Source organism: Hydrogenophaga sp. T2 (assembly GCF_049843535.1).
GTDB classification, from domain to species: Bacteria; Pseudomonadota; Gammaproteobacteria; order Burkholderiales; family Burkholderiaceae_C; genus Hydrogenophaga; species Hydrogenophaga crocea.
Genome location: NZ_JBBHZJ010000003.1, coordinates 211,893 through 233,720, shown reverse-complemented (window position 1 = coordinate 233,720; position 21,828 = coordinate 211,893). Strand labels below are relative to the sequence as shown.

At 68.1% G+C, this 21,828-nt stretch carries 20 protein-coding genes; 13 read left to right on the top strand and 7 right to left on the bottom strand.

The features are described from left to right. Window positions 1-168: 168 nt before the first annotated feature. The 3 genes from WDZ95_RS08185 to WDZ95_RS08175 all read right to left on the bottom strand — a co-directional run bounded on the left by WDZ95_RS08185 (window position 169) and on the right by WDZ95_RS08175 (window position 2,318). Window positions 169-771 carry a hypothetical protein gene (locus WDZ95_RS08185; protein WP_425777607.1) on the bottom strand — a complete coding sequence of 201 codons (603 nt, stop codon included), beginning with the start codon at window positions 769-771 and terminating at the stop codon, window positions 169-171. Window positions 772-1,107: 336 nt separating this feature from the next. Continuing rightward, window positions 1,108-1,569: a hypothetical protein gene (locus WDZ95_RS08180; protein WP_425777605.1), complete on the bottom strand. Its 462-nt coding sequence runs from the start codon at window positions 1,567-1,569 to the stop codon at window positions 1,108-1,110. 113 nt (window positions 1,570-1,682) lie between these two features. Next, window positions 1,683-2,318: a YqiA/YcfP family alpha/beta fold hydrolase gene (locus WDZ95_RS08175; RefSeq protein ID WP_425777603.1), complete on the bottom strand. Its 636-nt coding sequence runs from the start codon at window positions 2,316-2,318 to the stop codon at window positions 1,683-1,685. A gap of 22 nt (window positions 2,319-2,340) precedes the next feature. Between WDZ95_RS08175 and rodA the strand changes: the two genes are divergently transcribed. From rodA to WDZ95_RS08145, 6 genes are all read left to right on the top strand, one after another. After that, window positions 2,341-3,498, top strand: a complete 1,158-nt coding sequence (gene rodA / locus WDZ95_RS08170) for a rod shape-determining protein RodA (RefSeq protein ID WP_166227517.1) — start codon at window positions 2,341-2,343, stop codon at window positions 3,496-3,498. Beyond that, window positions 3,495-4,403 (top strand): NAD(P)-dependent oxidoreductase, encoded by a 909-nt coding sequence (locus WDZ95_RS08165; protein WP_425777601.1) that lies wholly within the window; start codon window positions 3,495-3,497, stop codon window positions 4,401-4,403. Before rodA ends, WDZ95_RS08165 begins: the two co-directional genes overlap by 4 nt. A gap of 38 nt (window positions 4,404-4,441) precedes the next feature. Further along, complete coding sequence (gene tldD, locus WDZ95_RS08160) at window positions 4,442-5,902, top strand: metalloprotease TldD (protein ID WP_166227515.1); 1,461 nt, start codon at window positions 4,442-4,444, stop codon at window positions 5,900-5,902. Then, entirely contained in the window at window positions 5,899-7,251 is a 1,353-nt protein-coding gene (gene chrA / locus WDZ95_RS08155; RefSeq protein ID WP_166227514.1) for a chromate efflux transporter, read from the top strand. The genes tldD and chrA overlap by 4 nt, the downstream gene beginning before the upstream one ends. Window positions 7,252-7,464: 213 nt before the next feature. After that, entirely contained in the window at window positions 7,465-8,589 is a 1,125-nt protein-coding gene (locus WDZ95_RS08150) for a 3-deoxy-7-phosphoheptulonate synthase (RefSeq protein WP_166231267.1), read from the top strand. 84 nt (window positions 8,590-8,673) lie between these two features. Next, window positions 8,674-8,994, top strand: a complete 321-nt coding sequence (locus WDZ95_RS08145; protein WP_166227513.1) for a hypothetical protein — start codon at window positions 8,674-8,676, stop codon at window positions 8,992-8,994. Between the two features lie 16 nt (window positions 8,995-9,010). Here WDZ95_RS08145 and mpl read toward each other — a convergent pair whose 3' ends face one another. After that, complete coding sequence (mpl, locus tag WDZ95_RS08140) at window positions 9,011-10,396, bottom strand: UDP-N-acetylmuramate:L-alanyl-gamma-D-glutamyl-meso-diaminopimelate ligase (protein WP_166227512.1); 1,386 nt, start codon at window positions 10,394-10,396, stop codon at window positions 9,011-9,013. Between the two features lie 39 nt (window positions 10,397-10,435). Here mpl and WDZ95_RS08135 point away from each other — a divergent pair, with 39 nt between their 5' ends. The 7 genes from WDZ95_RS08135 to WDZ95_RS08105 all read left to right on the top strand — a co-directional run bounded on the left by WDZ95_RS08135 (window position 10,436) and on the right by WDZ95_RS08105 (window position 16,680). After that, complete coding sequence (locus WDZ95_RS08135) at window positions 10,436-11,041, top strand: hypothetical protein (RefSeq protein ID WP_425777597.1); 606 nt, start codon at window positions 10,436-10,438, stop codon at window positions 11,039-11,041. Further along, a complete protein-coding gene (locus WDZ95_RS08130; RefSeq protein WP_425777595.1) occupies window positions 11,038-11,565 on the top strand; it encodes a TlpA disulfide reductase family protein in 528 nt (175 codons plus the stop codon). The genes WDZ95_RS08135 and WDZ95_RS08130 overlap by 4 nt, the downstream gene beginning before the upstream one ends. Window positions 11,566-11,741: 176 nt before the next feature. After that, a complete protein-coding gene (accB, locus tag WDZ95_RS08125; RefSeq protein WP_425777593.1) occupies window positions 11,742-12,206 on the top strand; it encodes an acetyl-CoA carboxylase biotin carboxyl carrier protein in 465 nt (154 codons plus the stop codon). Window positions 12,207-12,219: 13 nt separating this feature from the next. Further along, window positions 12,220-13,569 (top strand): acetyl-CoA carboxylase biotin carboxylase subunit, encoded by a 1,350-nt coding sequence (gene accC, locus WDZ95_RS08120; protein ID WP_287469743.1) that lies wholly within the window; start codon window positions 12,220-12,222, stop codon window positions 13,567-13,569. A gap of 10 nt (window positions 13,570-13,579) precedes the next feature. Then, a complete protein-coding gene (prmA, locus tag WDZ95_RS08115) occupies window positions 13,580-14,464 on the top strand; it encodes a 50S ribosomal protein L11 methyltransferase (RefSeq protein WP_425778058.1) in 885 nt (294 codons plus the stop codon). 38 nt (window positions 14,465-14,502) lie between these two features. Continuing rightward, entirely contained in the window at window positions 14,503-15,759 is a 1,257-nt protein-coding gene (locus tag WDZ95_RS08110; protein WP_425777591.1) for a zinc-ribbon and DUF3426 domain-containing protein, read from the top strand. A 24-nt stretch (window positions 15,760-15,783) separates the two neighbouring features. Beyond that, complete coding sequence (locus WDZ95_RS08105) at window positions 15,784-16,680, top strand: carbohydrate kinase family protein (RefSeq protein WP_425777589.1); 897 nt, start codon at window positions 15,784-15,786, stop codon at window positions 16,678-16,680. 72 nt (window positions 16,681-16,752) lie between these two features. On the opposite strand, the gene WDZ95_RS08100 is transcribed toward WDZ95_RS08105, so the two are convergent. The 3 genes from WDZ95_RS08100 to WDZ95_RS08090 form a co-directional block, all read right to left on the bottom strand. Further along, on the bottom strand, window positions 16,753-17,268 hold the full coding sequence (locus WDZ95_RS08100) for a histone H1-like DNA-binding protein (RefSeq protein WP_166231262.1): 516 nt from the start codon (window positions 17,266-17,268) through the stop codon (window positions 16,753-16,755). A gap of 232 nt (window positions 17,269-17,500) precedes the next feature. Further along, window positions 17,501-18,643, bottom strand: coding sequence for a ribonucleotide-diphosphate reductase subunit beta (locus tag WDZ95_RS08095; protein WP_166227505.1), 1,143 nt, complete (start codon window positions 18,641-18,643; stop codon window positions 17,501-17,503). A 145-nt stretch (window positions 18,644-18,788) separates the two neighbouring features. After that, window positions 18,789-21,686: a ribonucleoside-diphosphate reductase subunit alpha gene (locus tag WDZ95_RS08090; RefSeq protein WP_425777587.1), complete on the bottom strand. Its 2,898-nt coding sequence runs from the start codon at window positions 21,684-21,686 to the stop codon at window positions 18,789-18,791. Window positions 21,687-21,828: the final 142 nt, after the last annotated feature.

The window sequence follows — 21,828 nt, the reverse complement described above, 5'->3', positions numbered from 1 at the left end:
GCCAGTGGTTGGAAAAGTCTTCTCGGCGGGCTTCGGGCCAGGCTGCTTCGTCCTTGAGCAGCTGCTTGTTCAGATCGCTACCGGCCCATCCGTTTGCAGGTACTGGGTCGAAATTGATGTATGCAGCTTGTGCAAGGGCTGCGAGTGGCTCGACTTGATTGGCGTTGATCATTTGAGAGCTCCCTTCAATTGCTGGTTAAAGGCTATCAATTGAGAAATTGGATGCCTTTCCTCAGGAAAACAACTTCGGCGGGTCAGCCAAATGCGCGCGTCGTCGCGAGTTCCAAGTGAATAGTCAACGGCTTGTGCCAAGACCTGGTCTGTTTCTGCATCCACGATGCGCGTCTCGGATCGCAGCATTTCAAGAGCGAAGACCTCAGTGCGACTTGATCGGTGATCGTCCGCAAGCAAGCCGCCCATGTGCTCGTAGCGAGAGAAGCCCGAAGAGGTCTTCCAAGACTTGGACTTTGCTTCTGGATCGATCCCACGAAGTTCTTGAATCCGCACCTGGTGCGAGGCGACCCAATCCTTGGGGTCGATGAAGGCCTGAAATCCAGCGTCTTGCTCACAGGCCTTTCGATAGATCACTGCGGAGGGAACGACATTCCAGAACGCCAGCAAGTACACGGCCAGAAAGCCCAGCGCGCCGAATCCCATGCTTTTCAAGACAGAGCCATCGTTCTGTCGCCCCCGTCGCCAGGCCCAGCGAACGACAAAGAACATCAGCGATAGATAGAGTGCTGCGGCGCCCAGGTACATCAAGCCGAGCATGCCAACGCCTCTTTGTGGGTAGATGCAGCAAGCCAGGCTTTGGAAGCAGGCATGGACTGGCCCTTGACCGAAACCAATTCCCAGCCCGGGGGCGCCTCGCCCTCAGCACGCACGCACGCGCCGATCAGCAGCAGTGCGCTTATCCCGAATACACGCCAGCGCATGTGCCGACGCGATTCGATCCTGGGCCGTGTCGCTTGCATGGAATCTCCCTGCCAAATGCATTGACGCCAAGGATCGCGGTGTGCCACACCTTGGACCTATAGATACCCAAGACCCGTAGGTATGAATCACTCAAAAATCAAAATCCGTAGACTTACGGATTCGATGGGGTGTTCAGTACGATGTCGCGGTCGTCGACCAGGCAGGCGGCTCGGCGTCCAGCAGCACGATGCCGAACGCGCCGTCCGTCCAGTCCTGGATCAGGACGGCGCTCTCGCCGGCGCAGATGATCAGGTGCTGGCGATCGCCTTCGATCAGGCGGTAGTAGGTGGCGTCCTCGCCCTGCCACTCGTCTGCGCCGGGACGGGTTCTGCGGCCGCCGCTGAGCACCCGGTTCCGGTACCGGACCACGCCACTGGCATCGTCGATGAGGATGTCCTGGGCGTTGGAGCCGTCGATGACGTGGATGCCGAGGCTATTACCGCTCGTCAGGGTGTCGCCCTCCGCAGGGGCGTCGGGCATGGTTGGGCTGCAGGGCGGCGACGCTTCGGGCTCGAGGATGTGGAGGGTGAAAAGAAGCGCGTTGACGGCAAGGACCGCCTTGCTCATGTGTTCCCGCTCCAGTACCTCGCTCATGTTCGTTTCCCTCGGATGCTGGCGTTGGTGAGGGCCACCACCATAGCCAGGTCGATCGGGGGCAACGGCCCGGGGTATGGGCGCTCGAGACCGGTGGCGTTGCCAGAGCCGGCTCAGGCCAGCCGCAGGAACCCGAACAGCACGCCGATGTGCCGATCGAAGTCGCTGATCGCGTGGTCGCTGTGTTCGAGCAGGCGGATCTGCCCGCCCGCGGCGAAGGCCTGCATCTCGCGCCAGTCGAGCAGCTCGTCGCCCTTGGCGATGAGGGCGAACAGCCGTTCGGGCGTGGCCGGGTGCTGCGGCGCCAGGCGCGCGATGTCGGCCTCCTGCGCGCGCAGCTCTTCGACGAAGCGGGCCTCGAAGAAGAAGTGCTCGTCGGGCTTTTGCCAGGTGCTGTGCTCGCCGATGTGGGCCGCCAGGCTGTCGGCCGGCCGCGGTGCGGGGTTGAGCAGGGCGGCGCGGCAGCCCGTGTGCAGCGCCAGCCAGCGCGCGTAGAAGCCGCCCAGCGACGAGCCCACCACGGCCATGCGCGCGCGCGGCCAGCCCGCCACGCCCGCACTGACCAGGCCCATGGCCTCGCGCGGCGAGGGCGGCAGGGGCGGGCACCACCAGGTGACGCCCGGATGCTCGCGCGCCACGCGCTCGGCCACCAGCTGCGCCTTCTGCGACAGCGGCGAGGAGCGGAAGCCGTGCAGGTAGAGCAGGTGGGTGACGGGTTCGGTGAGGGGCTCGAAGACCGGGGTGTCCATGGCCGCAGGATAATCGCCGGCCATGGCCATCGTGATCGAAAAACCCAGCCTGATGCAGCGGATCGTGCCCTTCCTCAAGGGCTTCGACTGGCCGCTGATCACCATCGTGCTGTTCATGGCGGCGCTGGGCCTGACGACCATGTACTCGGTGGGCTTCGACCACGGCTCGCGCTTCGCCCAGCACAGCCGCAACATGCTGATCGGCGCCACCGTGATGCTGGTGTTCTCGCAGATCCCGCCGCAGCGCCTCATGCGCCTGGCACTGCCGCTGTACGTGGTGGGCGTGGTGCTGCTGCTGGGGGTGGAGGTGGCGGGCATCGTGCGCAAGGGCGCGCAGCGCTGGCTCGACGTCGGCGTGACCGTGATCCAGCCCAGCGAGCTCATGAAGATCGCCATGCCCATGATGCTGGCCTGGTGGTTCCACCGGCGCGAAGGGCAGCTCAAGGCGGCCGACTTCCTGGTCGCGGGACTGATCCTCGCGGTGCCCGCGGCCCTGATCCTCAAGCAACCCGATCTCGGCACCACGCTGCTGGTGGTGGCTTCGGGCCTGGCGGTGATCTTTTTCGCCGGACTGAGCTGGAAGCTCATCATTCCGCCGGTGCTGATCGCGGCTGTCGGCGTCGTGGTGCTGATCACCAACGAGTCGTCGTGGTGCGCGCCGGGGGTCGACTGGCACGTGCTGCACGAATACCAGCGCCAGCGCGTGTGCACCCTGCTCGACCCCACCAAGGACCCGCTGGGCAAGGGCTTCCACATCATCCAGGGCATGATCGCTATCGGCTCGGGCGGCGTCTGGGGCAAGGGCTTCATGCAGGGCACGCAGACCCACCTCGAGTTCATTCCCGAGCGCACCACCGACTTCATCTACGCCGCCTTCTCCGAGGAGTTCGGCCTGCTCGGCGTGCTGCTGCTGCTCGCGGGCTTCACGGCGCTGATCGGCCGCGGGCTGATGATCGCGGCCGAAGCGCCCACGCTGTTCGCGCGCCTGCTGGCGGGCGCGCTCACGCTCAACATCTTCGTCTACGCCTTCGTCAACATGGGCATGGTCAGCGGCATCCTGCCGGTGGTGGGCGTGCCGCTGCCCTTCGTGAGCTACGGCGGCACCGCCATGGTCACCATGGGCGTGGGCCTGGGCATGTTGCTGTCGATTTCCCGGGCCAAGCGGCTCGTCCCCACATGAACCTTCTCGATCCCGTGGCCTTCGTGGGTGCCGGCATCATGGGCGGCGCCATGGTGCATCGCCTGCGCGAGCGCGGCTGGCCCGTGGCCGTGTGCGACATCGACCCGTTGCGCCAGCGCGAGGCGCGCGAGGCCGGCGCCACCGTGTGCGACACGCCGCACGCCGCCGCGGCCACGCTGGGCGAGGGTGGCTTGCTGGCCGTCGTGGTGGTCGACGCGGCCCAATGCCGCGAAGTGCTGTGGGGTGCGGCCGGTGCGGCCGCGGCGCTGCGCGCGGGTCAGACCGTGCTGCTGTGCCCCACCATCGCGCCCGAAGACGTGGAGGCGATCGCGCTGCGCCTGGCCGGGCAGGGCGTGCACACGCTCGACGCGCCAATGTCGGGCGGCCCCGCCCGGGCGCGCGCCGGCACCATGAGCCTGATGCTCGCGGGGCCGGCCGGCGTGGTCGATCGCCACGCGCGCCTGATCGGCGACCTGTCGAACGCGGTGTTCCGCGTGGGCGAGCGCGTGGGCGACGGGGCGCGCACCAAGCTCGTGAACAACCTGCTCGCGGGCATCAACCTCGCGGGCGCGGCCGAGGCCATCGCGCTGGCCGAGCGCCTGGGTCTGGACCCGCGCGGCACGCTCGATGTGATCGAGCGCTCCAGCGGCCAAAGCTGGATCGGCGGCGACCGCCTGGGCCGCGCGCTGGCCGGTGACACCGCGCCGCGCGCCCACATGACCCTGCTGGCCAAGGACACCCGGCTCGCCGTGGCCGCGGGCCGCTCGGCCGGCCACGAGGGCGTGCTCGGGCCGCTGGCCAGCGCCGTGTTCGCCGCCGCCCTGGGCGACGGCATGGCTGGCGAGGACGACGGCGCGCTGCTGCACTGGATGCGCGACCACCCCGGCGGCCTGCCAAAACCCTGAGCCGCGCGCGCGGGCGCGCGCTTCCTACAATGGCCCCCATGATCGCGCGCGAACCCACCCTGGCCCGCCTGGCCACCGCCGAGCAGCTGCTGCTCGAACCCTTCGGCCTCACCACCGCCCACCTGCACAAGGCGCTGGCGGAAATCCGCTCGCACGGGGTGGACGACGCCGACCTGTACTTCCAGGCCACGCGCAACGAGGGCTGGAGCCTCGAGGAAGGCATCGTCAAAACCGGCAGCTTCAGCATCGAGCAGGGCGTGGGCGTGCGCGCGGTGAGCGGCGAAAAGACCGCCTTCGCGTACTCCGACGACCTGTCCTGGGACTCGCTGATCGACGCCGCGCGCGCGGTGCGCAGCATCTCGGGCCAGGGCCAGGCGAAGAAGGTCAAGGTCGCCACGGCCAAGGTCGCCAAGTCGCGCTCGCTCTACGCCGGCGTCGATCCGATCGCCTCGCTCGACAGCAATGCCAAGGTGGCGCTGCTCGAAAAAGTGGAGCGCCTGGCCAAGGCCCAGGACCCGCGCGTGGTGCAGGTGATGGCCGGCCTCGCGGCCGAGCACGACGTGGTGCTGGTGGCGCGCGCCGACGGCACGCTCGCTGCCGACGTTCGGCCGCTGATCCGCCTGTCCGTCACCGTGATCGCCGAGCAGAACGGCCGCCGCGAAATGGGCAGCTCGGGCGGCGGTGGCCGCTTCGGCCTGGCCTATTTCGACGACGCCATGGTGCAGAGCTACGTCGACGAGGCGGTGCAGCAGGCCCTCACCAACCTCGATTCGCGTCCCGCGCCCGCGGGCGAGATGGTGGTGGTGCTGGGCAGCGGCTGGCCCGGCATCCTGCTGCACGAGGCCGTGGGCCACGGCCTCGAAGGCGATTTCAACCGCAAGGGCTCGAGCGCGTTCGCGGGCCTGATCGGCCAGCGCGTGGCGGCCAAGGGCGTGACCGTGCTCGACGACGGCACCATCGCCGACCGCCGCGGCTCGCTCAACGTGGACGACGAAGGCAACGCCTCGCAGCGCAACGTGCTGATCGAAGACGGCATCCTGCGCGGCTACATCCAGGACGCGATGAACGCGCGCCTGATGGGCGTCAAGCCCACGGGCAACGGCCGCCGCGAGAGCTACGCGCACACGCCCATGCCGCGCATGACCAACACCTACATGCTCGCGGGCGACAAGCACCCCGACGAGATCGTGGCGAGCATCAAGAAGGGCCTGTACGCGACCAATTTCGGTGGCGGGCAGGTCGACATCACGAGCGGCAAGTTCGTGTTCTCGGCCAGCCAGGCCTTCTGGGTCGAGAACGGCAAGATCCAGTACCCGGTCAAGGGCGCCACGCTGGTGGGCAACGGCCCCGACGCGCTCAAGCGCGTGAGCATGATCGGCAACGACATGCGCCTCGACACCGGCGTGGGCACCTGCGGCAAGGAAGGCCAGAGCGTGCCCGTGGGCGTGGGCCAGCCCACGCTGCGCATCGAAGGCCTCACGGTCGGCGGCACGGCGTGAGCGCGCGCGGGGCCGTGCCGTTCGGCCAGGCCCTGCGCTTCTGGCTCAAGCTCGGCTTCATCAGCTTCGGCGGCCCGGCCGGCCAGATCGCGGTGATGCACCGCGAGCTCGTGGAGCAGCGGCGCTGGATCAGCGAGCGCCGCTTCCTGCACGCGCTCAACTACTGCATGCTGCTGCCCGGCCCCGAGGCGCAGCAGCTCGCGACCTACATCGGCTGGCTGATGCACCGCAGCTGGGGCGGCATCGTGGCGGGTGCGCTGTTCGTGCTGCCTTCGCTGCTGCTGCTCATCGGCCTGAGCTGGGTCTATGTGGTGTACGGGCAGGTCGGCTGGGTCGCAGGCCTGCTCTACGGCATCAAGCCCGCGGTGGCGGCGATCGTGCTGCAGGCGGTCTGGCGCATCGGCGGGCGTGTGCTGCGCAGCCCGCGCCGCGCGCCCTGGCTCTGGGCGCTGGCCATCGGCAGCTTCGTGGCGATCGCGCTGCTCAAGCTGCCGTTTCCGCTTGTGGTGCTGTCGGCGCTGGCCTTGGGCTGGCTGGGCGGGCGCGTGGCGCCTGCGCAGTTCCTGCCTGCGGGCGGCCACGGGCGCGCCGCGGCCGACGGCAGCCAGCACCCGCCCGCGCTGATCGACGACGACACCCCCACGCCCCAGCACGCGCGCTTCACGCGGCCGCGCCTGCTGCGCGTGCTGTTCGCGGGCGCCGCGTTGTGGCTGCTGCCCATGGGCGTTCTGCTGGCCTGGCAGGGCCTGCAGGGCACGCTGCCCACCATGGGCCTGTTCTTTTCGAAGGCCGCGCTGCTCACCTTCGGCGGCGCCTACGCGGTGCTGCCCTACGTGTACCAGGGTGCGGTGGTACAGCACGGCTGGCTCAGCGGACCGCAGATGATCGACGGGCTCGCGCTCGGTGAAACCACGCCCGGACCGCTGATCATGGTGGTGGCCTTCGTGGGCTTTCTGGGCGGCTGGCACACCGGTGTCCTGGGGCCAGAGGCGCGCTTTCTCGGCGCGGCGCTCGCCGCCTGCGTGGTCACCTGGTTCACCTTCCTGCCCTCGTTCATCTTCATCCTCGCGGGCGGGCCGCTGGTGGAGCGCACGCACGGACAGCTCGGCTTCACCGCGCCGCTCACGGCCATCACGGCCGCGGTGGTGGGCGTGATCGCGAGCCTGGGGCTGTTCTTCCTGGTGCACATCGCCTGGCCCGTGCCCGGCGGGCCGGTGGACGTGGCGGCCCTGCTGATTGCAGCGCTGGCCGCGCTCGCCCTGCTGCGGTTCAAGCTGGGTGTCATTGCCGTGATCGCGGCCTGCGCGCTGCTCGGTGTGTTGCTCAAAACCACCGGTCTGGCCGGCTGAGCGCAGCCCCCCGATCGCCTGTGCTACATTGCCGGCCATGGTTTCGCGCTCCGCTTACTTCGCTTTTTACTTTTGGTTCTCTGTCCCCGGCGGACGAGAGGCGAAGTCGTAAGCGCGCCAAGAATCTCGAACAGAAACCGCCGGGCCCCCAAAGCCCGGCGGTTTTTTTTCGCCCATTCGCCGTATTCCCCCAAACCCACCCTGGAGCCCATGATGAACGCCAAAGCCACCTCCGCCGCCAGCGACGCCTGGTATGCGCGTCCTCTCGACAAAACCAGCGAGACCGACGACGAACGCATTCAGGACATCACCGTGCTTCCCCCGCCCGAACACCTCATCCGCTTCTTCCCGATCGCCGGCACGCCGACCGAAGCGCTGATCAGCCAGACCCGCCACCGCATCCACCGCATCCTGCACGGCAAGGACGACCGGCTGCTCGTGGTGATCGGCCCATGCTCGATCCACGACCCGGCCGCCGCGCTCGATTACGCGCGCCGCCTGAAGCCGCTGCGCGACCAGTACGCCGACACGCTGGAGATCGTGATGCGCGTGTACTTCGAGAAGCCGCGCACCACCGTGGGTTGGAAGGGGCTGATCAACGACCCCTACCTCGACGAGAGCTACCGCATCGACGAAGGCCTGCGCATCGCGCGCCAGCTGCTGATCGAGATCAACCGCCTGGGCCTGCCCGCGGGCAGCGAGTTCCTCGACGTGATCTCGCCCCAGTACATCGGCGACCTGATCAGCTGGGGCGCGATCGGCGCGCGCACCACCGAGAGCCAGGTGCACCGCGAACTGGCCTCGGGCCTGTCGGCCCCGATCGGCTTCAAGAACGGTACCGACGGCAACATCAAGATCGCGACCGACGCCATTCAGGCGGCGGGCCGTGGCCACCACTTCCTGTCGGTGCACAAGAACGGTCAGGTCGCCATCGTGCAGACCAAGGGCAACAAGGACTGCCACGTGATCCTGCGTGGTGGCAAGGCGCCCAACTACGACGCCGCGAGCGTGGCGAGCGCGGTGAAAGACCTCGAGGCCGCCAAGCAGGTGCCGCGCCTCATGATCGACTGCAGCCACGCCAACAGCAGCAAGCAGCACGAGAAGCAGCTCGACGTGGCGCGCGACATCGCGGGCCAGATCGCGGGCGGCAGCCGCTCGGTCTTCGGCGTGATGATCGAAAGCCACATCGAGGCCGGTGCCCAGAAGTTCACGCCGGGCAAGGACGACCCGTCGGCCTTGCGCTATGGCCAGAGCATCACCGACGCCTGCCTGGGCTGGAGCGATTCGCTGCAGGCGCTCGAGCTGCTGTCGGCCGCGGTGAAAGCCTCGCGCGGCTGAGCTCGCATCGGGGCTTGCCCGGAGCAGCGCGCGGCGGTGGCGGGGCACAATGCCCCGACATTGCAGACCAGCCGAGGAGCCCCCATGCGCAGCCAAGTCACCGTCACCTGGGGCGAGCCCGCCGCCTACCGCATCGATCTCGAGGAGGTACAGCCCATGCCACACGACCAGGCAAGGCAGTGGCTCGACGAGCAGTTCACGCAGATGGGTTGCGAGCCGCTGCGCGCCACGGGCAAGGTGCTCACGGTCGACAAGATCCTGTGCATCGCGCAGGCGGCGGGGCAGGACCACTTCCGCGATCCGGGCCACCGCGAATGGGCGCTGGCCTATGCGCGCGCCGCGAGCGCGGCCCTGGCCAAGCCGGTCATCACGGTGGACGTGCCCGGCCAGGCGCTGGCTTACTGAGCCGGCGCGCGGGCCTTCAGGTCTTGAGCGCCTTCAGCAGGCGCTCGTGGATGCCCCCGAAGCCGCCGTTGCTCATGCAGACGATGTGGTCGCCGCCGCGCGCGGCCTGCACCACCTGCTGCACCAGGGTGTCGATGTTGGCGGCCACCGCCGCGCGCGCGCCCATGGGGGCCAGTGCCTCGGCCGCATCCCAGTCGAGCCCGCCCGAATGGCAGAAAGCCAGGTCGGCGTTCTCCAGGCTCCAGGGCAGTTGCGACTTCATGGTGCCCAGCTTCATGGTGTTGCTGCGCGGCTCGAACACCGCAAGGATGCGCCCGCGCGGTGTGCCGAGGCGGCGCGCCAGGCCGTCGAGCGTGGTGCGGATGGCCGTGGGGTGGTGGGCGAAGTCGTCGTAGACGGTGATGTCGCCGCCCGCGCGCGCCACGCTGCCGCGCAGCTCCATGCGGCGGCGCACGTTCTGGAAGCGCCCGAGCGCGGCCGCAGCCTCGGCCGGCGGCACGCCCAGGTGCTCGGCCGCGGCGATGGCCGCGAGCGCATTGAGCTGGTTGTGCACGCCCGACAGTGCCCATTGCACGCGGCCCACGGGCCGGCCGTTGCGCTGCACCGCGAAGTCGTGCGGCTCGCCCTCGGCGGTGAAGTCGCTCACCGCGCTGCCGAAGCTGCAGACCTCGCTCCAGCAGCCCTGGTGCAGCACGCGTGTGAGGCTTTCTTCGAGACCGTTGACCACGACACGGCCACTCGCGGGCACGGTGCGCACCAGGTGGTGGAACTGGCGCTCGATCGCCTTGAGGTCGTCGAAGATGTCGGCGTGGTCGAACTCGAGGTTGTTGAGCACGGCCGTGCGCGGGCGGTAGTGCACGAACTTGCTGCGCTTGTCGAAGAAGGCGGTGTCGTACTCGTCGGCCTCGATCACGAAGGCCTTGCCCTCGCCGAGCCGGGCCGAGACGCCGAAGTTCATCGGCACGCCGCCCACCAGGAAACCGGGTTGCTGGCCGCAGGCGTCGAGCACCCAGGCCAGCATCGAGGTGGTGGTGGTCTTGCCGTGTGTGCCGGCCACCGCGAGCACATGCCGCCCCTGCAGCACGTTTTCGGCCAGCCACTGCGGCCCGCTGGTGTAGGGCGCGCCCGCGTCGAGGATGGCTTCCATCAGCGGGAACTTGGGCGAGCCGTCGGCCAATCGCGCGCGGCTCACCACGTTGCCGATCACCCAGACGTCGGGCTGGAGCGCCATCTGTTCGGCGCCGAAACCTTCGATGAGCTCGATGCCCAGGGCCCGCAACTGGTCGCTCATGGGAGGGTAGACGCCGGCGTCGCAGCCGGTGACGCGGTGGCCCGCTTCGCGGGCCAGGGCCGCGACACCGCCCATGAAGGTGCCGCAGATGCCCAGGATGTGAATATGCATGTGCGGATTCTAGGTTTGGCGCCCCGGGCACAATGCGGGATGCTTTCGCGAGACGACACCGCTGCCGAAATCGCTGCCGTGGCCGCCGGTCTGGTGGTCGACGAAGGGCAGGACTACGCCGCGGCCAAACGCGCCGCGGTCCGCCAACTCGGCCTGCCGCCGCGCACCGCCTTGCCCGACAACGACCTGCTCGAAGCCGCCGTGCGCGAGCACATCGCCGTGTTCTGCGCCGACACCCAGCCCGGCGAGCTGCGCGCGCTGCGGGAACTGGCGCTGGTCTGGATGGATCGTTTGCAGGCATTCCGCCCGCACCTGGGCGGCGCCGTCTGGCACGGCACGGCCACGCGCCACAGCGACATTCACATGCACCTCTTCTGTGACGACCCCAAGCAGGCCGAATGGGCCTTGATCGACCACCGCGTGGACTACCACCCCGGCACCGCCAGCGACTGGCGCGGCGACGCGGTGCAGGCGCTCACCGTGCGCACCCGCAGCGAGGCGCTGGGCCAGTGGGTGCTGTTGCACCTGCTGGTGCACGACCACGATGCCCAGCGCGGCGCGCTCAAGCCCGACAGCCAGGGCCGCAAGCCGCGTGGCGATGCGGCCGCGGTGCGTGCGCTGCTGGCCACGGAGGGCGGGGCATGAAGCTGCAGCGCCGACACTTGCTCACGGGCGGCGTGGCGGTGGCCGCCGCGGGCGCGGGGGTCTTCTGGGCGGAGCGCCGCTGGCGCCCCCAACCCGTGCTCGATGGCACGGAGGCCGAGTTCTGGGCGTCCCGCTTCGACACGCCCGAGGGCCAGCCGCTGGCGATGGCGCCCTACCGCGGCAAGCCGCTGCTGGTGAACTTCTGGGCCACCTGGTGTCCGCCCTGCATCGAGGAACTGCCCATGCTCAACGCCTTCCAGCGCGAGCAATCGGCCAAAGGCTGGCAGCTGCTCGGCCTAGCGGTCGATCGGGTGGACGCTGTGCAGGCCTTCCTCAAGAAGCTGCCGCTCGACTTCCCGGTCGCCATGACCGGCTTCGCGGGGGCCGACCTGAGCCGCAAGCTCGGCAATCCCTCGGGTGGCCTGCCGTTCACCGTGGTCTTCGGGCCCGGGGGCGGCATCGTCCAGCGCAAGATCGGCCAGCTCAAACCCGACGACCTCGCGGGCTGGGCGAAATCCATCTGACGCGCTGAAATCACGCCAACGTCGTTGATCGCCCTGCCAAGTGCGGGGTGATGGGCGTTTGGATCCGGGGAAACCCATCGTGTACACTGCTGCACCCTTGCGCTGGCCGGTGCTGTGCGATTTCGCGAAATTGCATGCAATAGAGCCAATTTGGTGCAGAAATCGTTGGAGATACCATGGATTTGCGAAAACTTAAGACTCTGATCGATCTGGTGTCGGAGTCGAACGTCTCGGAGCTCGAGATCACCGAGGCCGAGGGCAAGGTCCGCATCGTCAAGGCCAGCCCGGCGGTCATGCCGGCGCCGGTGACCTACAGCATGGCCCCCGCTCCCGCCCCCATGGCGGCCGTTCCCGCGGTGGAGGTTGCGGCAGCGCCCGCGCCCGCTGCCGCCCCTGCAGCGCCCACCGGACACGTGGTCAAGTCGCCCATGGTCGGCACCTTCTACCGCTCCTCCGCGCCCGGCGCAAAGCCTTTCGTCGAAGTGGGCTCCACCGTCAAGGAAGGCGAGACCATCTGCATCGTCGAGGCCATGAAGATCCTCAACGAGATCGAGGCCGACAAGAGCGGCACGGTGACGCAGATCCTGGTCCAGAACGGCCAGGCGGTCGAGTACGGCCAGCCGCTGTTCGTGATCGAGTGAGGACCGCTCACCCATGTTCAAGAAGATCCTGATCGCCAACCGCGGCGAGATCGCGCTGCGCATCCAGCGCGCCTGCCGCGAGATGGGCATCAAGGCGGTGATGGTCTATTCCGAGGCCGACCGCGATGCCAAGTACGTCAAGCTCGCCGAAGAAGCGGTGTGCATCGGTCCGGCGCAGTCGGGGCAAAGCTACCTGAACATGCCCGCGATCATCTCGGCCGCCGAGGTGACCGACGCCGAGGCCATCCACCCGGGCTACGGCTTCCTGAGCGAGAACGCCGATTTCGCCGAGCGCGTCGAGAAGAGCGGCTTCACCTTCATCGGCCCCACGCCCGACTCGATCCGCCTCATGGGCGACAAGGTCTCGGCCAAGCAGGCCATGATCCGCGCGGGCGTGCCCTGCGTGCCCGGCTCCGACGGCGCATTGCCCGACGACCCGGTGGTGATCAAGCGCACCGCCAAGGCCGTGGGCTACCCGGTGATCATCAAGGCCGCGGGCGGCGGTGGTGGCCGCGGCATGCGCGTGGTGCACACCGAGGCCGCGCTGCTGCACGCGGTGCAGACCACCAAGGCCGAGGCCGGCGCCGCCTTCGGCAACGCCGAGGTCTATATGGAGAAGTTTCTCCAGAACCCGCGGCACATCGAGATCCAGGTGCTGGCCGACCAGCACCGCAACGCCGTCTACCTGGGCGAGCGCGACTGCTCCATGCAGCGGCGCCACCAGAAGGTGATCGAAGAAGCGCCGGCGCCGGGCATTCCGCGCCGCCTGATCGAGAAGATCGGCGAGCGCTGCGCGGCGGCCTGCAAGAAGATCGGCTACCGCGGCGCGGGCACCTTCGAGTTCCTGTTCGAGAACGGCGAGTTCTATTTCATCGAGATGAACACGCGCGTGCAGGTCGAGCACCCGGTGACCGAATGGATCACGGGCATCGACATCGTGCGCACGCAGATCGCCGTCGCCGCGGGCGAGAAGCTGCCGTTCACGCAGCGCCAGATCCAGCTCAAGGGCCATGCGATCGAGTGCCGCGTGAACGCCGAAGACCCCTACAAGTTCACGCCGTCGCCGGGCCGCATCTCGACCTGGCACCCGCCGGGCGGGCCCGGTGTGCGCGTGGACTCGCACGCCTACGCCAACTACTTCGTGCCGCCCAACTACGACTCGATGATCGGCAAGATCATCGTGCACGGCGACACGCGCGAGCAGGCGCTGGCGCGCATGCGCACCGCGCTGGCCGAGACCGTGGTCGAGGGCATCAAGACCAACATCCCGCTGCACCGCGAGATCATGGTCGATGCCAACTTCGTGGCCGGCGGCACCAACATCCACTACCTCGAAGAGTGGCTGTCGCAACGTGAGCGCTGAGCCCGGGTCCTTGTTCGAGCTCGTGCTGCTCGTGCCCGAGCAGGCGGTCGAACCCGTGGGCGACGCGCTCGACGCGCTCGATGCGCTGAGCACCTCGGTCGAAGACGCCGACGCCATGACCGAGGCCGAGCAGGCCTTGTTCGGCGAGCCAGGCATGCCGCCGCCCAAGGAAGGCTGGCAGCGCTCGCGCGTGGTCGCGCTGTTCAACACCGAAGCCGCGGCGCGTGAAGCCGCCACCCTGCTGCAGGCCCAGGACTTCTTCGACGGCTGCGCGGTGCAAGGCGTGCGGCCCGTGGCCGAGCAGGACTGGGTGCGGCTCACGCAGTCGCAGTTCGACCCGGTCGAGATCACGCCGAGCTTCTGGATCGTGCCCTCGTGGCACGAGCCGCCGGCGCAGGCCGAGCGCATCATCCGGCTCGACCCGGGTCTGGCCTTCGGCACCGGCACCCACCCCACCACGCGCATGTGCCTGCGCTGGACCGCGGGCCACGCGCCCGTGGGCCCGCGCGTGCTCGACTACGGCTGCGGCTCGGGCATCCTCGCCATCGGCGCGGCCAAGCACGGGGCGCAGCAGATCCTCGCGGTCGACATCGATCCCGCGGCCGTGGAGGCCACGCGGCTGAACGCCGAGGCCAACCACGTGCAGCTCGTGACCGGCCTGCCCGATGCTGCCGTGGGCGAACACGACCTGGTGCTCGCCAACATCCTCGCCACGCCGCTCAAGGTGCTCGCGCCGCTGCTGTGTGCGCACGTGCGCAGCGGCGGCCACCTGGTGCTCGCGGGCATCCTCGCGCGCCAGGCCGACGAGCTCAAGGCGGCCTATGCGCCCTGGGTCGCGCTCGAGGTGAGCGACGAAGAGGACGGCTGGATCCTCATGACCGCGCGCAAGGCCTGAGTGGGCCGGGCCGGGCGTGAGGCCGCCATAATCCGCGCATGAGTTTCACCACCCGCTGTCCGGCTTGCGGCACCGTGTTCCGCGTGGTGGCCGACCAACTCAAGATCTCGGATGGCTGGGTGCGCTGCGGGCATTGCTCGGACGTCTTCGACGCCACCATCCATCTGCAGCCCTGGACGCCCCCCGCGCGGGCGGCCGCAGAACCCGTGGCCGCGCCGGCACCGCCGGCCGTGCCGCAGCCCGACGAACCGCTGGCCCCGCCCCCGCCACCCCCGGAGCCCACACCGCCCGCACCCGAGGTCGCGATCGTTGCGGCGGGCGAGCCCGACCTCGTGATCGAACCCGAGCCCGCGATCGGGCCTGCTGACGCGGTCGAGCCCCAGCCCGAAGCCGTTGCGCCCGCGCCCGCAGAGGAAACCATCCCCGACGATGACCTGCGCGCCTGGTTCGGTGACGGCCCGCTCGATGCGCCCGCCGCTGCCGAAACGGCGCCGCCCGAAACGCCGGCTCCGCCCGAAGCGGCGCCGGTTCATTCAATGCCCCTCGAAGCGGAGCCGGTCGCTGCGCGCGACGAGGGCCCTTCGTCCGAATTCCGGGCCGAGCTCGAACGCTTCGCGCAATCGACACGTGGCGCGCTCGAGGTGTTGCCCACGCTGCCCGCCACGGCGCGCCAGGACCATTCCACCGACAGCGGCTTCGATGCGCCCGCGGCCGAAACCGCTGCGCCGTCCGTTGCCCTGCCGCCCGCAGCCGCCGACGAAGACGAGGCCCCGGCCGTGCCCGGCTTCGTGCGGCAGGCGCAGCGCCGTGCGTTCTGGTCGTCGCCGGGCATGCGCATCGGCCTGGGCCTGATCGCCGTGCTGCTCGCCGGCCTGCTCGCGGGCCAGTGGGCGGTGCAGCACCGCCACCAGCTCGTGGCCGCGCACCCGCCGCTGCGGCCCGCGATCGAGCAGGCTTGCGGCTGGCTGGGTTGCGACCTGCAGCCGCTGCGCCGCATCGACGAGGTCGAGATCGAAAGCGCCGAGCTCGTGCGCCGCCTGGGCAACTTCTATTCGTTCGACTTCGTGCTGCGCAACCGCTCGGCACTCGAAGTGGCGCTGCCCGCGCTCGAACTCACGCTCACCAACATCGGCGAACAGGCGGTGGCGCGGCGGGTCTTCCTGCCGCAAGACTGGCCCGACGCCCCCACCGCGCTCGCGCCCCACGGGCGGGTGTCCATCAGCCTGCGGCTGTCGCTCATGCTCGGTGACGATGCACCCACCGCGGGCTACCGCGCCCTGGTCTTTTACCCCTGACCTCCACCCTTCAATCCCATCGCCATGGCCATCCTCGTCTGCGGCTCGCTTGCCTTCGACACCATCATGACCTTCGAGGGCCGGTTCGCCGACCAGATCCTGCCCGATCAGCTGCACATCCTGAACGTGTCCTTCCTCGTGCCCGGCCTGCGGCGCGACTACGGCGGGTGCGCGGGCAACATCGCCTACGGGCTGCGCCAGCTGGGCAGCGAAGTGGTGCCGCTGGCCGCGATCGGCAACGACGGTGCCGAGTACCTCGAGCGCATGCGCGGCCTCGGTGTGGACGTGAGTCACGTGCAGACGGTGCCCGATTCGTACACCGCGCAGGCCATGATCATGACCGACCGCGACAACAACCAGATCACCGCGTTCCACCCGGGCGCGATGTCGTTCGCGCACCAGAACCCGGTGCCGGCGCGCAGCGATCTTCAGCTCGGCATCGTGGCCCCGGACGGCCGCGACGGCATGCTGCAGCACGCCGCGCAGCTCCAGGCCGCGGGCATTCCCTTCGTGTTCGACCCGGGCCAGGGCCTGCCCATGTTCAACGGCGACGAGCTGCGCGCCTTCATCGCGCAGGCCACCTGGGTGGCCGTCAACGACTACGAAGGGCGCATGCTCAGCGAGCGCACGGGCCTGTCGCTGGCCGACATCTCACGCCAGGTGAAGGGCCTGATCGTCACCTTGGGCGAACACGGCTGCGACGTGTGGGAGCAGGGCGAGGCGGTGCGTGTGGCCGGTGTGAAGGCCGAGCAGGTGGTCGACCCCACGGGTTGCGGCGACGCCTTCCGTGCCGCGCTGCTGCACGGGCTCTCGCAGGGCTGGCCGCTGCAGCGTTGCGCCGAGCTGGGCAACCGCATGGGCGCGCTCAAGATCGCGGTGCGCGGCCCGCAGAACTACACGCTCGGTGGCCTGCAGGGCTGAAGCCGGCGGCGCCCGCGCATAAAAAAAGCCCGGCGCTTTCGCACCGGGCTTTTCAGATCAACCCAAAGGGACTCAGGGTTTGCTGGACGTGGGGAACGGCCAGGCAGCCTGAGGATTGAGTTTGGTCTGAGCGGCAGGAGCGGCCGCGGGCGCAGGGGCAGCCGGCTTCTTGGCCGGCTCAGCTTTTTTTGCGGGGGCTGCCTTCTTCGCAGGGGCGGCCTTTTTCGCAGCGGCTTTCTTCGCAGGCGCGGCCTTCTTGGCCGGGGCCTTCTTCGCAGGCGCGGCTTTCTTGGCCGGCGCTTTCTTGGCAACGGCCTTCTTGGCCGGCGCCTTCTTCACCGCGGCCTTCTTGGCCGGGGCTTTCTTGGCAGCGACTTTCTTCGCCGGTGCCTTCTTCGCCACGGCCTTCTTGGCCGGGGCTTTCTTGGCAGCGACTTTCTTCGCCGGTGCCTTCTTCGCCACGACCTTCTTGGCCGGGGCTTTCTTCGCAGCGACTTTCTTCGCCGGTGCCTTCTTCACCGCGGCCTTTTTGGCCGGGGCTTTTTTCGCCGCAGCCTTCTTGGCCGGGGCTTTCTTCGCAGTTGCCATTGCTTTCTCCTTGATCAAGTTGCAAAGAGCACTTCATCCGGTCGGATGGCCGGTGAAGTGATTCAACGCCTTGTGGTTGTGCGGCGGTGCCGCAGCAACCCCAGGGGGCTGAATCCGGGTTTCAGGTCAGCGCAGCGTCTGGGCGCGGTGTCGGGCTGACCTGATGAATCGATGCAGGGTCTTTCTTCTTGTGGGATGGCAATGCGGTGTGAGCCCTCGGCCTTTGAAAGCCTCAGTCCCAGGACAGCGCGCCGCCCGATTGGTACTCAATCACCCGTGTCTCGAAGAAATTGCGTTCCTTCTTGAGATCGATCATCTCGCTCATCCAGGGGAACGGGTTCTCTTCGTTAGGGAACAGGGGCTCGAGGCCGATCTGCGTGGCGCGCCGGTTGGCGATGTAGCGCAGGTAGCCCTTGAACATGGAGGCGTTGAGGCCCAGCACGCCGCGCGGCATGGTGTCCTCGGCATAGCGGTACTCGAGGTCGACGGCCTTGAGGAACAGGCCCTTGATCTCGGCCTTGAACTCGGGCGTCCAGAGCAGCGGGTTCTCCATCTTGATCGCGTTGATCAGATCGATGCCGAAATTGCAGTGCATCGACTCGTCGCGCAGGATGTACTGGTACTGCTCGGCGGCGCCGGTCATCTTGTTCTGCCGGCCCAGCGCCAGGATCTGGGTGAAGCCGACGTAGAAGAACAGGCCTTCCATGAGGCAGGCGAACACGATCAGGCTCTTGAGCAGCTTCTGGTCGTTCTCGGGCGTGCCGGTGTGGAAGTTGGGGTCCATGATCGCGTCGATGAACGGGATCAGGAACTCGTCCTTGTCGCGGATGGCCTGGACTTCGTTGTAGGCGTTGAAGATCTCGCCCTCGTCGAGGCCGAGCGACTCCACGATGTACTGGTAGGCGTGCGTGTGGATGGCCTCTTCGAAGGCCTGGCGCAGCAGGAACTGGCGGCACTCGGGCGCCGTGATGTGCCGGTAGGTGCCCAGCACGATGTTGTTGGCGGCCAGCGAGTCGGCGGTGACGAAGAAGCCGAGGTTGCGCTTGACGATGCGGCGCTCGTCTTCGGTCAGGCCGTTGGGGTCTTTCCAGAGCGCGATGTCGCGGCTCATGTTCACTTCCTGCGGCATCCAGTGGTTGGCGCAGGTGGCCAGGTACTTCTCCCAGGCCCACTTGTACTTGAAGGGGACGAGCTGGTTGACGTCGGTCTGGCCGTTGATGATGCGCTTGTCCGCCACGTTGATGCGGCGCTGCGCTGCGCTCTCGCCATGCTTTGCTTCAGCGGTCACTGCAGCTTGCAGATCCGATTCGCTGGCGGCGTTCGGGTTCTGCTTCGATGGCGAATGAGGTGTCGTGGGTTCTTCCCAGGTCAACATAGGGTCGGTCCGATTCAGCGGATTATCAAAGTGTCTGTGCGAATTGCAAAGCGATCAGCGCGCGTGCGATCAAATTTTGTTGCGATGCTGCATCGAATGAATCGATGCAATGCAGCGCGACGCAGTTCGATTGCACGCGATGCAATCACTGGCAAGCCTCGCAGCCCGGGTCGTCAATGGCGCAGAACTTCACATCGGTGGCGGGTTCGCTCGCCATCGCAGCGCTGCTCGCAGCGGCCGGTGCGCTCGGCGTCACCGACACCGCGTTGAGCTGGCCCGTGCGGCCGGTCGATTTCTCGACCTGCGTGGCCGAAGTGGTGCGCAGGTAATAGGTGGTCTTGAGGCCGCGCAGCCAGGCGAGCTTGTAGGTCTCGTCGAGCTTCTTGCCCGAGGCGCCGGCCATGTAGATGTTCAGGCTCTGTGCCTGGTCGATCCATTTCTGGCGGCGGGCGGCGGCCTCCACCAGCCACACCGGCTCGACCTCGAACGCGGTGGCGTAGAGCGCCTTCACGTCCTGCGGCACGCGGTCGATGGGGCGCAGCGAACCGTCGAAGTGCTTGAGGTCCATCACCATCACGTCGTCCCACAGGCCCAGGCGCTTGAGGTCTTTGACGAGGTAGCTGTTGATGACGGTGAACTCGCCCGACAGGTTCGACTTGACCGAAAGGTTGCCGAAGCAGGGCTCGATCGAGGCGTCCACACCGATGATGTTGGAGATGGTCGCGGTCGGCGCGATGGCCACGCAGTTGGAGTTGCGCATGCCGTCCTGCGCGATCTTGCGGCGCAGCGCCTCCCAGTCGAGGCTGGTGGAGCGGTCGACGTCGACGTAGCCGCCGCGCTCGCGCGCCAGCAGGTCGAGCGTGTCGGGCGGCAGGATGCCCTTGTCCCACAGCGAGCCTTTGAAGCTGCTGTAGCGGCCGCGCTCCTTGGCGAGTTCGGTCGAGGCCCAGTAGGCGTAGTAGCAGACGGCTTCCATCGAGCGGTCGGCGAACTCGACCGCTTCGTTGGAGGCGTAGGGCAGGCGCAGCTCGTACAGCGCGTCCTGGAAGCCCATGATGCCCAGGCCCACGGGGCGGTGGCGCAGGTTGGAGTCGCGCGCCTTCTTGACCGCGTAGTAGTTGATGTCGATCACGTTGTCGAGCATGCGCATCGCGGTGGCGATGGTGCGCTTGAGCTTGTCGTGGTCGAGCACCTTGCCGTTTTCACCGTCTTTGAGGTGGCGCAGCAGGTTGACCGAGCCGAGGTTGCAGACCGCGGTTTCGCTGTCGCTGGTGTTGAGCGTGATCTCGGTGCAGAGGTTGGAGCTGTGCACCACGCCGGCGTGCTGCTGGGGCGAGCGCACGTTGCAGGCGTCCTTGAAGGTGATCCAGGGGTGGCCGGTCTCGAACAGCATCGAGAGCATCTTGCGCCACAGGTCGGTGGCGGGCACCTTCTTGTAGGGCTTGATTTCGCCGCGCGCGGCCTTTTCTTCGTAGGCCACGTAGGCCTTTTCGAAGTCGGTGCCGAACTTGTCGTGCAGGTCGGGGGTGTTGGAGGGCGAGAACAGGCTCCACTCGCCTTTTTCCAGCACGCGCTTCATGAACAGGTCCGGAATCCAGTTCGCGGTGTTCATGTCGTGCGTGCGGCGGCGGTCGTCGCCGGTGTTCTTGCGCAGCTCGAGGAATTCCTCGATGTCGAGGTGCCAGGTCTCGAGGTAGGTGCAGACCGCGCCCTTGCGCTTGCCGCCCTGGTTCACGGCCACGGCCGTGTCGTTGACCACCTTCAGGAAGGGCACCACGCCCTGCGACTCGCCGTTGGTGCCCTTGATGTGGCTGCCGAGCGCGCGCACGCGGGTCCAGTCGTTGCCCAGGCCGCCCGCGAACTTCGACAGCAGGGCGTTTTCCTTGATCGACTCGTAGATGCCGTCGAGGTCGTCGGGCACCGTGGTGAGGTAGCAGCTCGAGAGCTGCGAGCGCAGCGTGCCGCTGTTGAACAGCGTGGGCGTGCTGCTCATGAAGTCGAAGGTGGAGAGGATCTCGTAGAACTCGATGGCGCGCGCTTCGCGGTCGATTTCGTTGAGCGACAGGCCCATGGCCACGCGCATGAAGAAGGCCTGCGGCAGTTCGATGCGCGACTTGCGCACGTGCAGGAAGTAGCGGTCGTAGAGAGTCTGCAGGCCGAGGTAGTCGAACTGCAGGTCGCGCTCGGGCTTGAGCGCGGCGCCCAGGCGGGCCAGGTCGAACTGCAGCAGGTCGGGGTTGAGCAGCTCGTTGTCCACGCCCTTCTTGATGAAGCCGGGGAAGTAATCGGCGTAGCGCTGGCCCATCTGCTCGCGCGGCACTTCTTCGCCCAGGATCTCCTTGACGATGGTGTGCAGCAGCAGGCGCGCCGTGGCGTAGGTGTAGTCGGGGTCTTTTTCGATCAGCGTGCGCGCGGCGAGGATGGCGGCCTTGTAGACCTCTTCCATCGGCACGCCGTCGTACAGGTTGCGCTTGGTTTCGGCCACGATGGGCTCGGCCTTCACGTCGGCGCCCAGGCCGGCGCAGGCGTCGGTGAGCAGGCGGGTGAGGGCATCGACGTCGAGCGGCACGCGCTGGCCGTTGTCGATCACGTGCAGCACCGGCTCGTTGGCGCGCGCGGCGGCGGCCTGGCTGGCGCGCTCGGCGGCGCGGCGTTCGCGGTAGAGCACGTAGGCACGCGCCACTTCATGGTGGCCGCTGCGCATCAGGCCGAGCTCGGCCTGGTCCTGCACGTCTTCGATGTGAAAGGTGCCGCCGCCCGGGCGCGAGCGCAGCAGGGCGCGCACCACGTTCTGGGTCAGCTCGTCCACGGTTTCGCGCACGCTGGCCGAGGCCGCGCCCTGGGTGCCGTGCACCGCCAGGAAGGCCTTCATCATGGCCACGGCGATCTTGCTGGGTTCGAAGGGCACCACCGCGCCGTTGCGGCGGATGATCTGGTACTGCGCGTAGAGCGAAGCGCTGCCGGTGCTGCCGCCGCTGGGCATGCCGCTGGCCGGCCGGGCAGTCGATTGCGGTGGGGTCTGGGGGGTGGTGGCGGTCAGCATGGTTCCTCTTGCGGTCCGGTCGGGTTTCTTTATTGGGTGGCTGGTGTCGATGCCCGCTGCATGCCCGTTGCGGTCGGCGGGCCGGGCCTTCGTGCGCGCCCACGAGCATCGCTGGGGGCACACTATATCTGGTGTGTAGGGG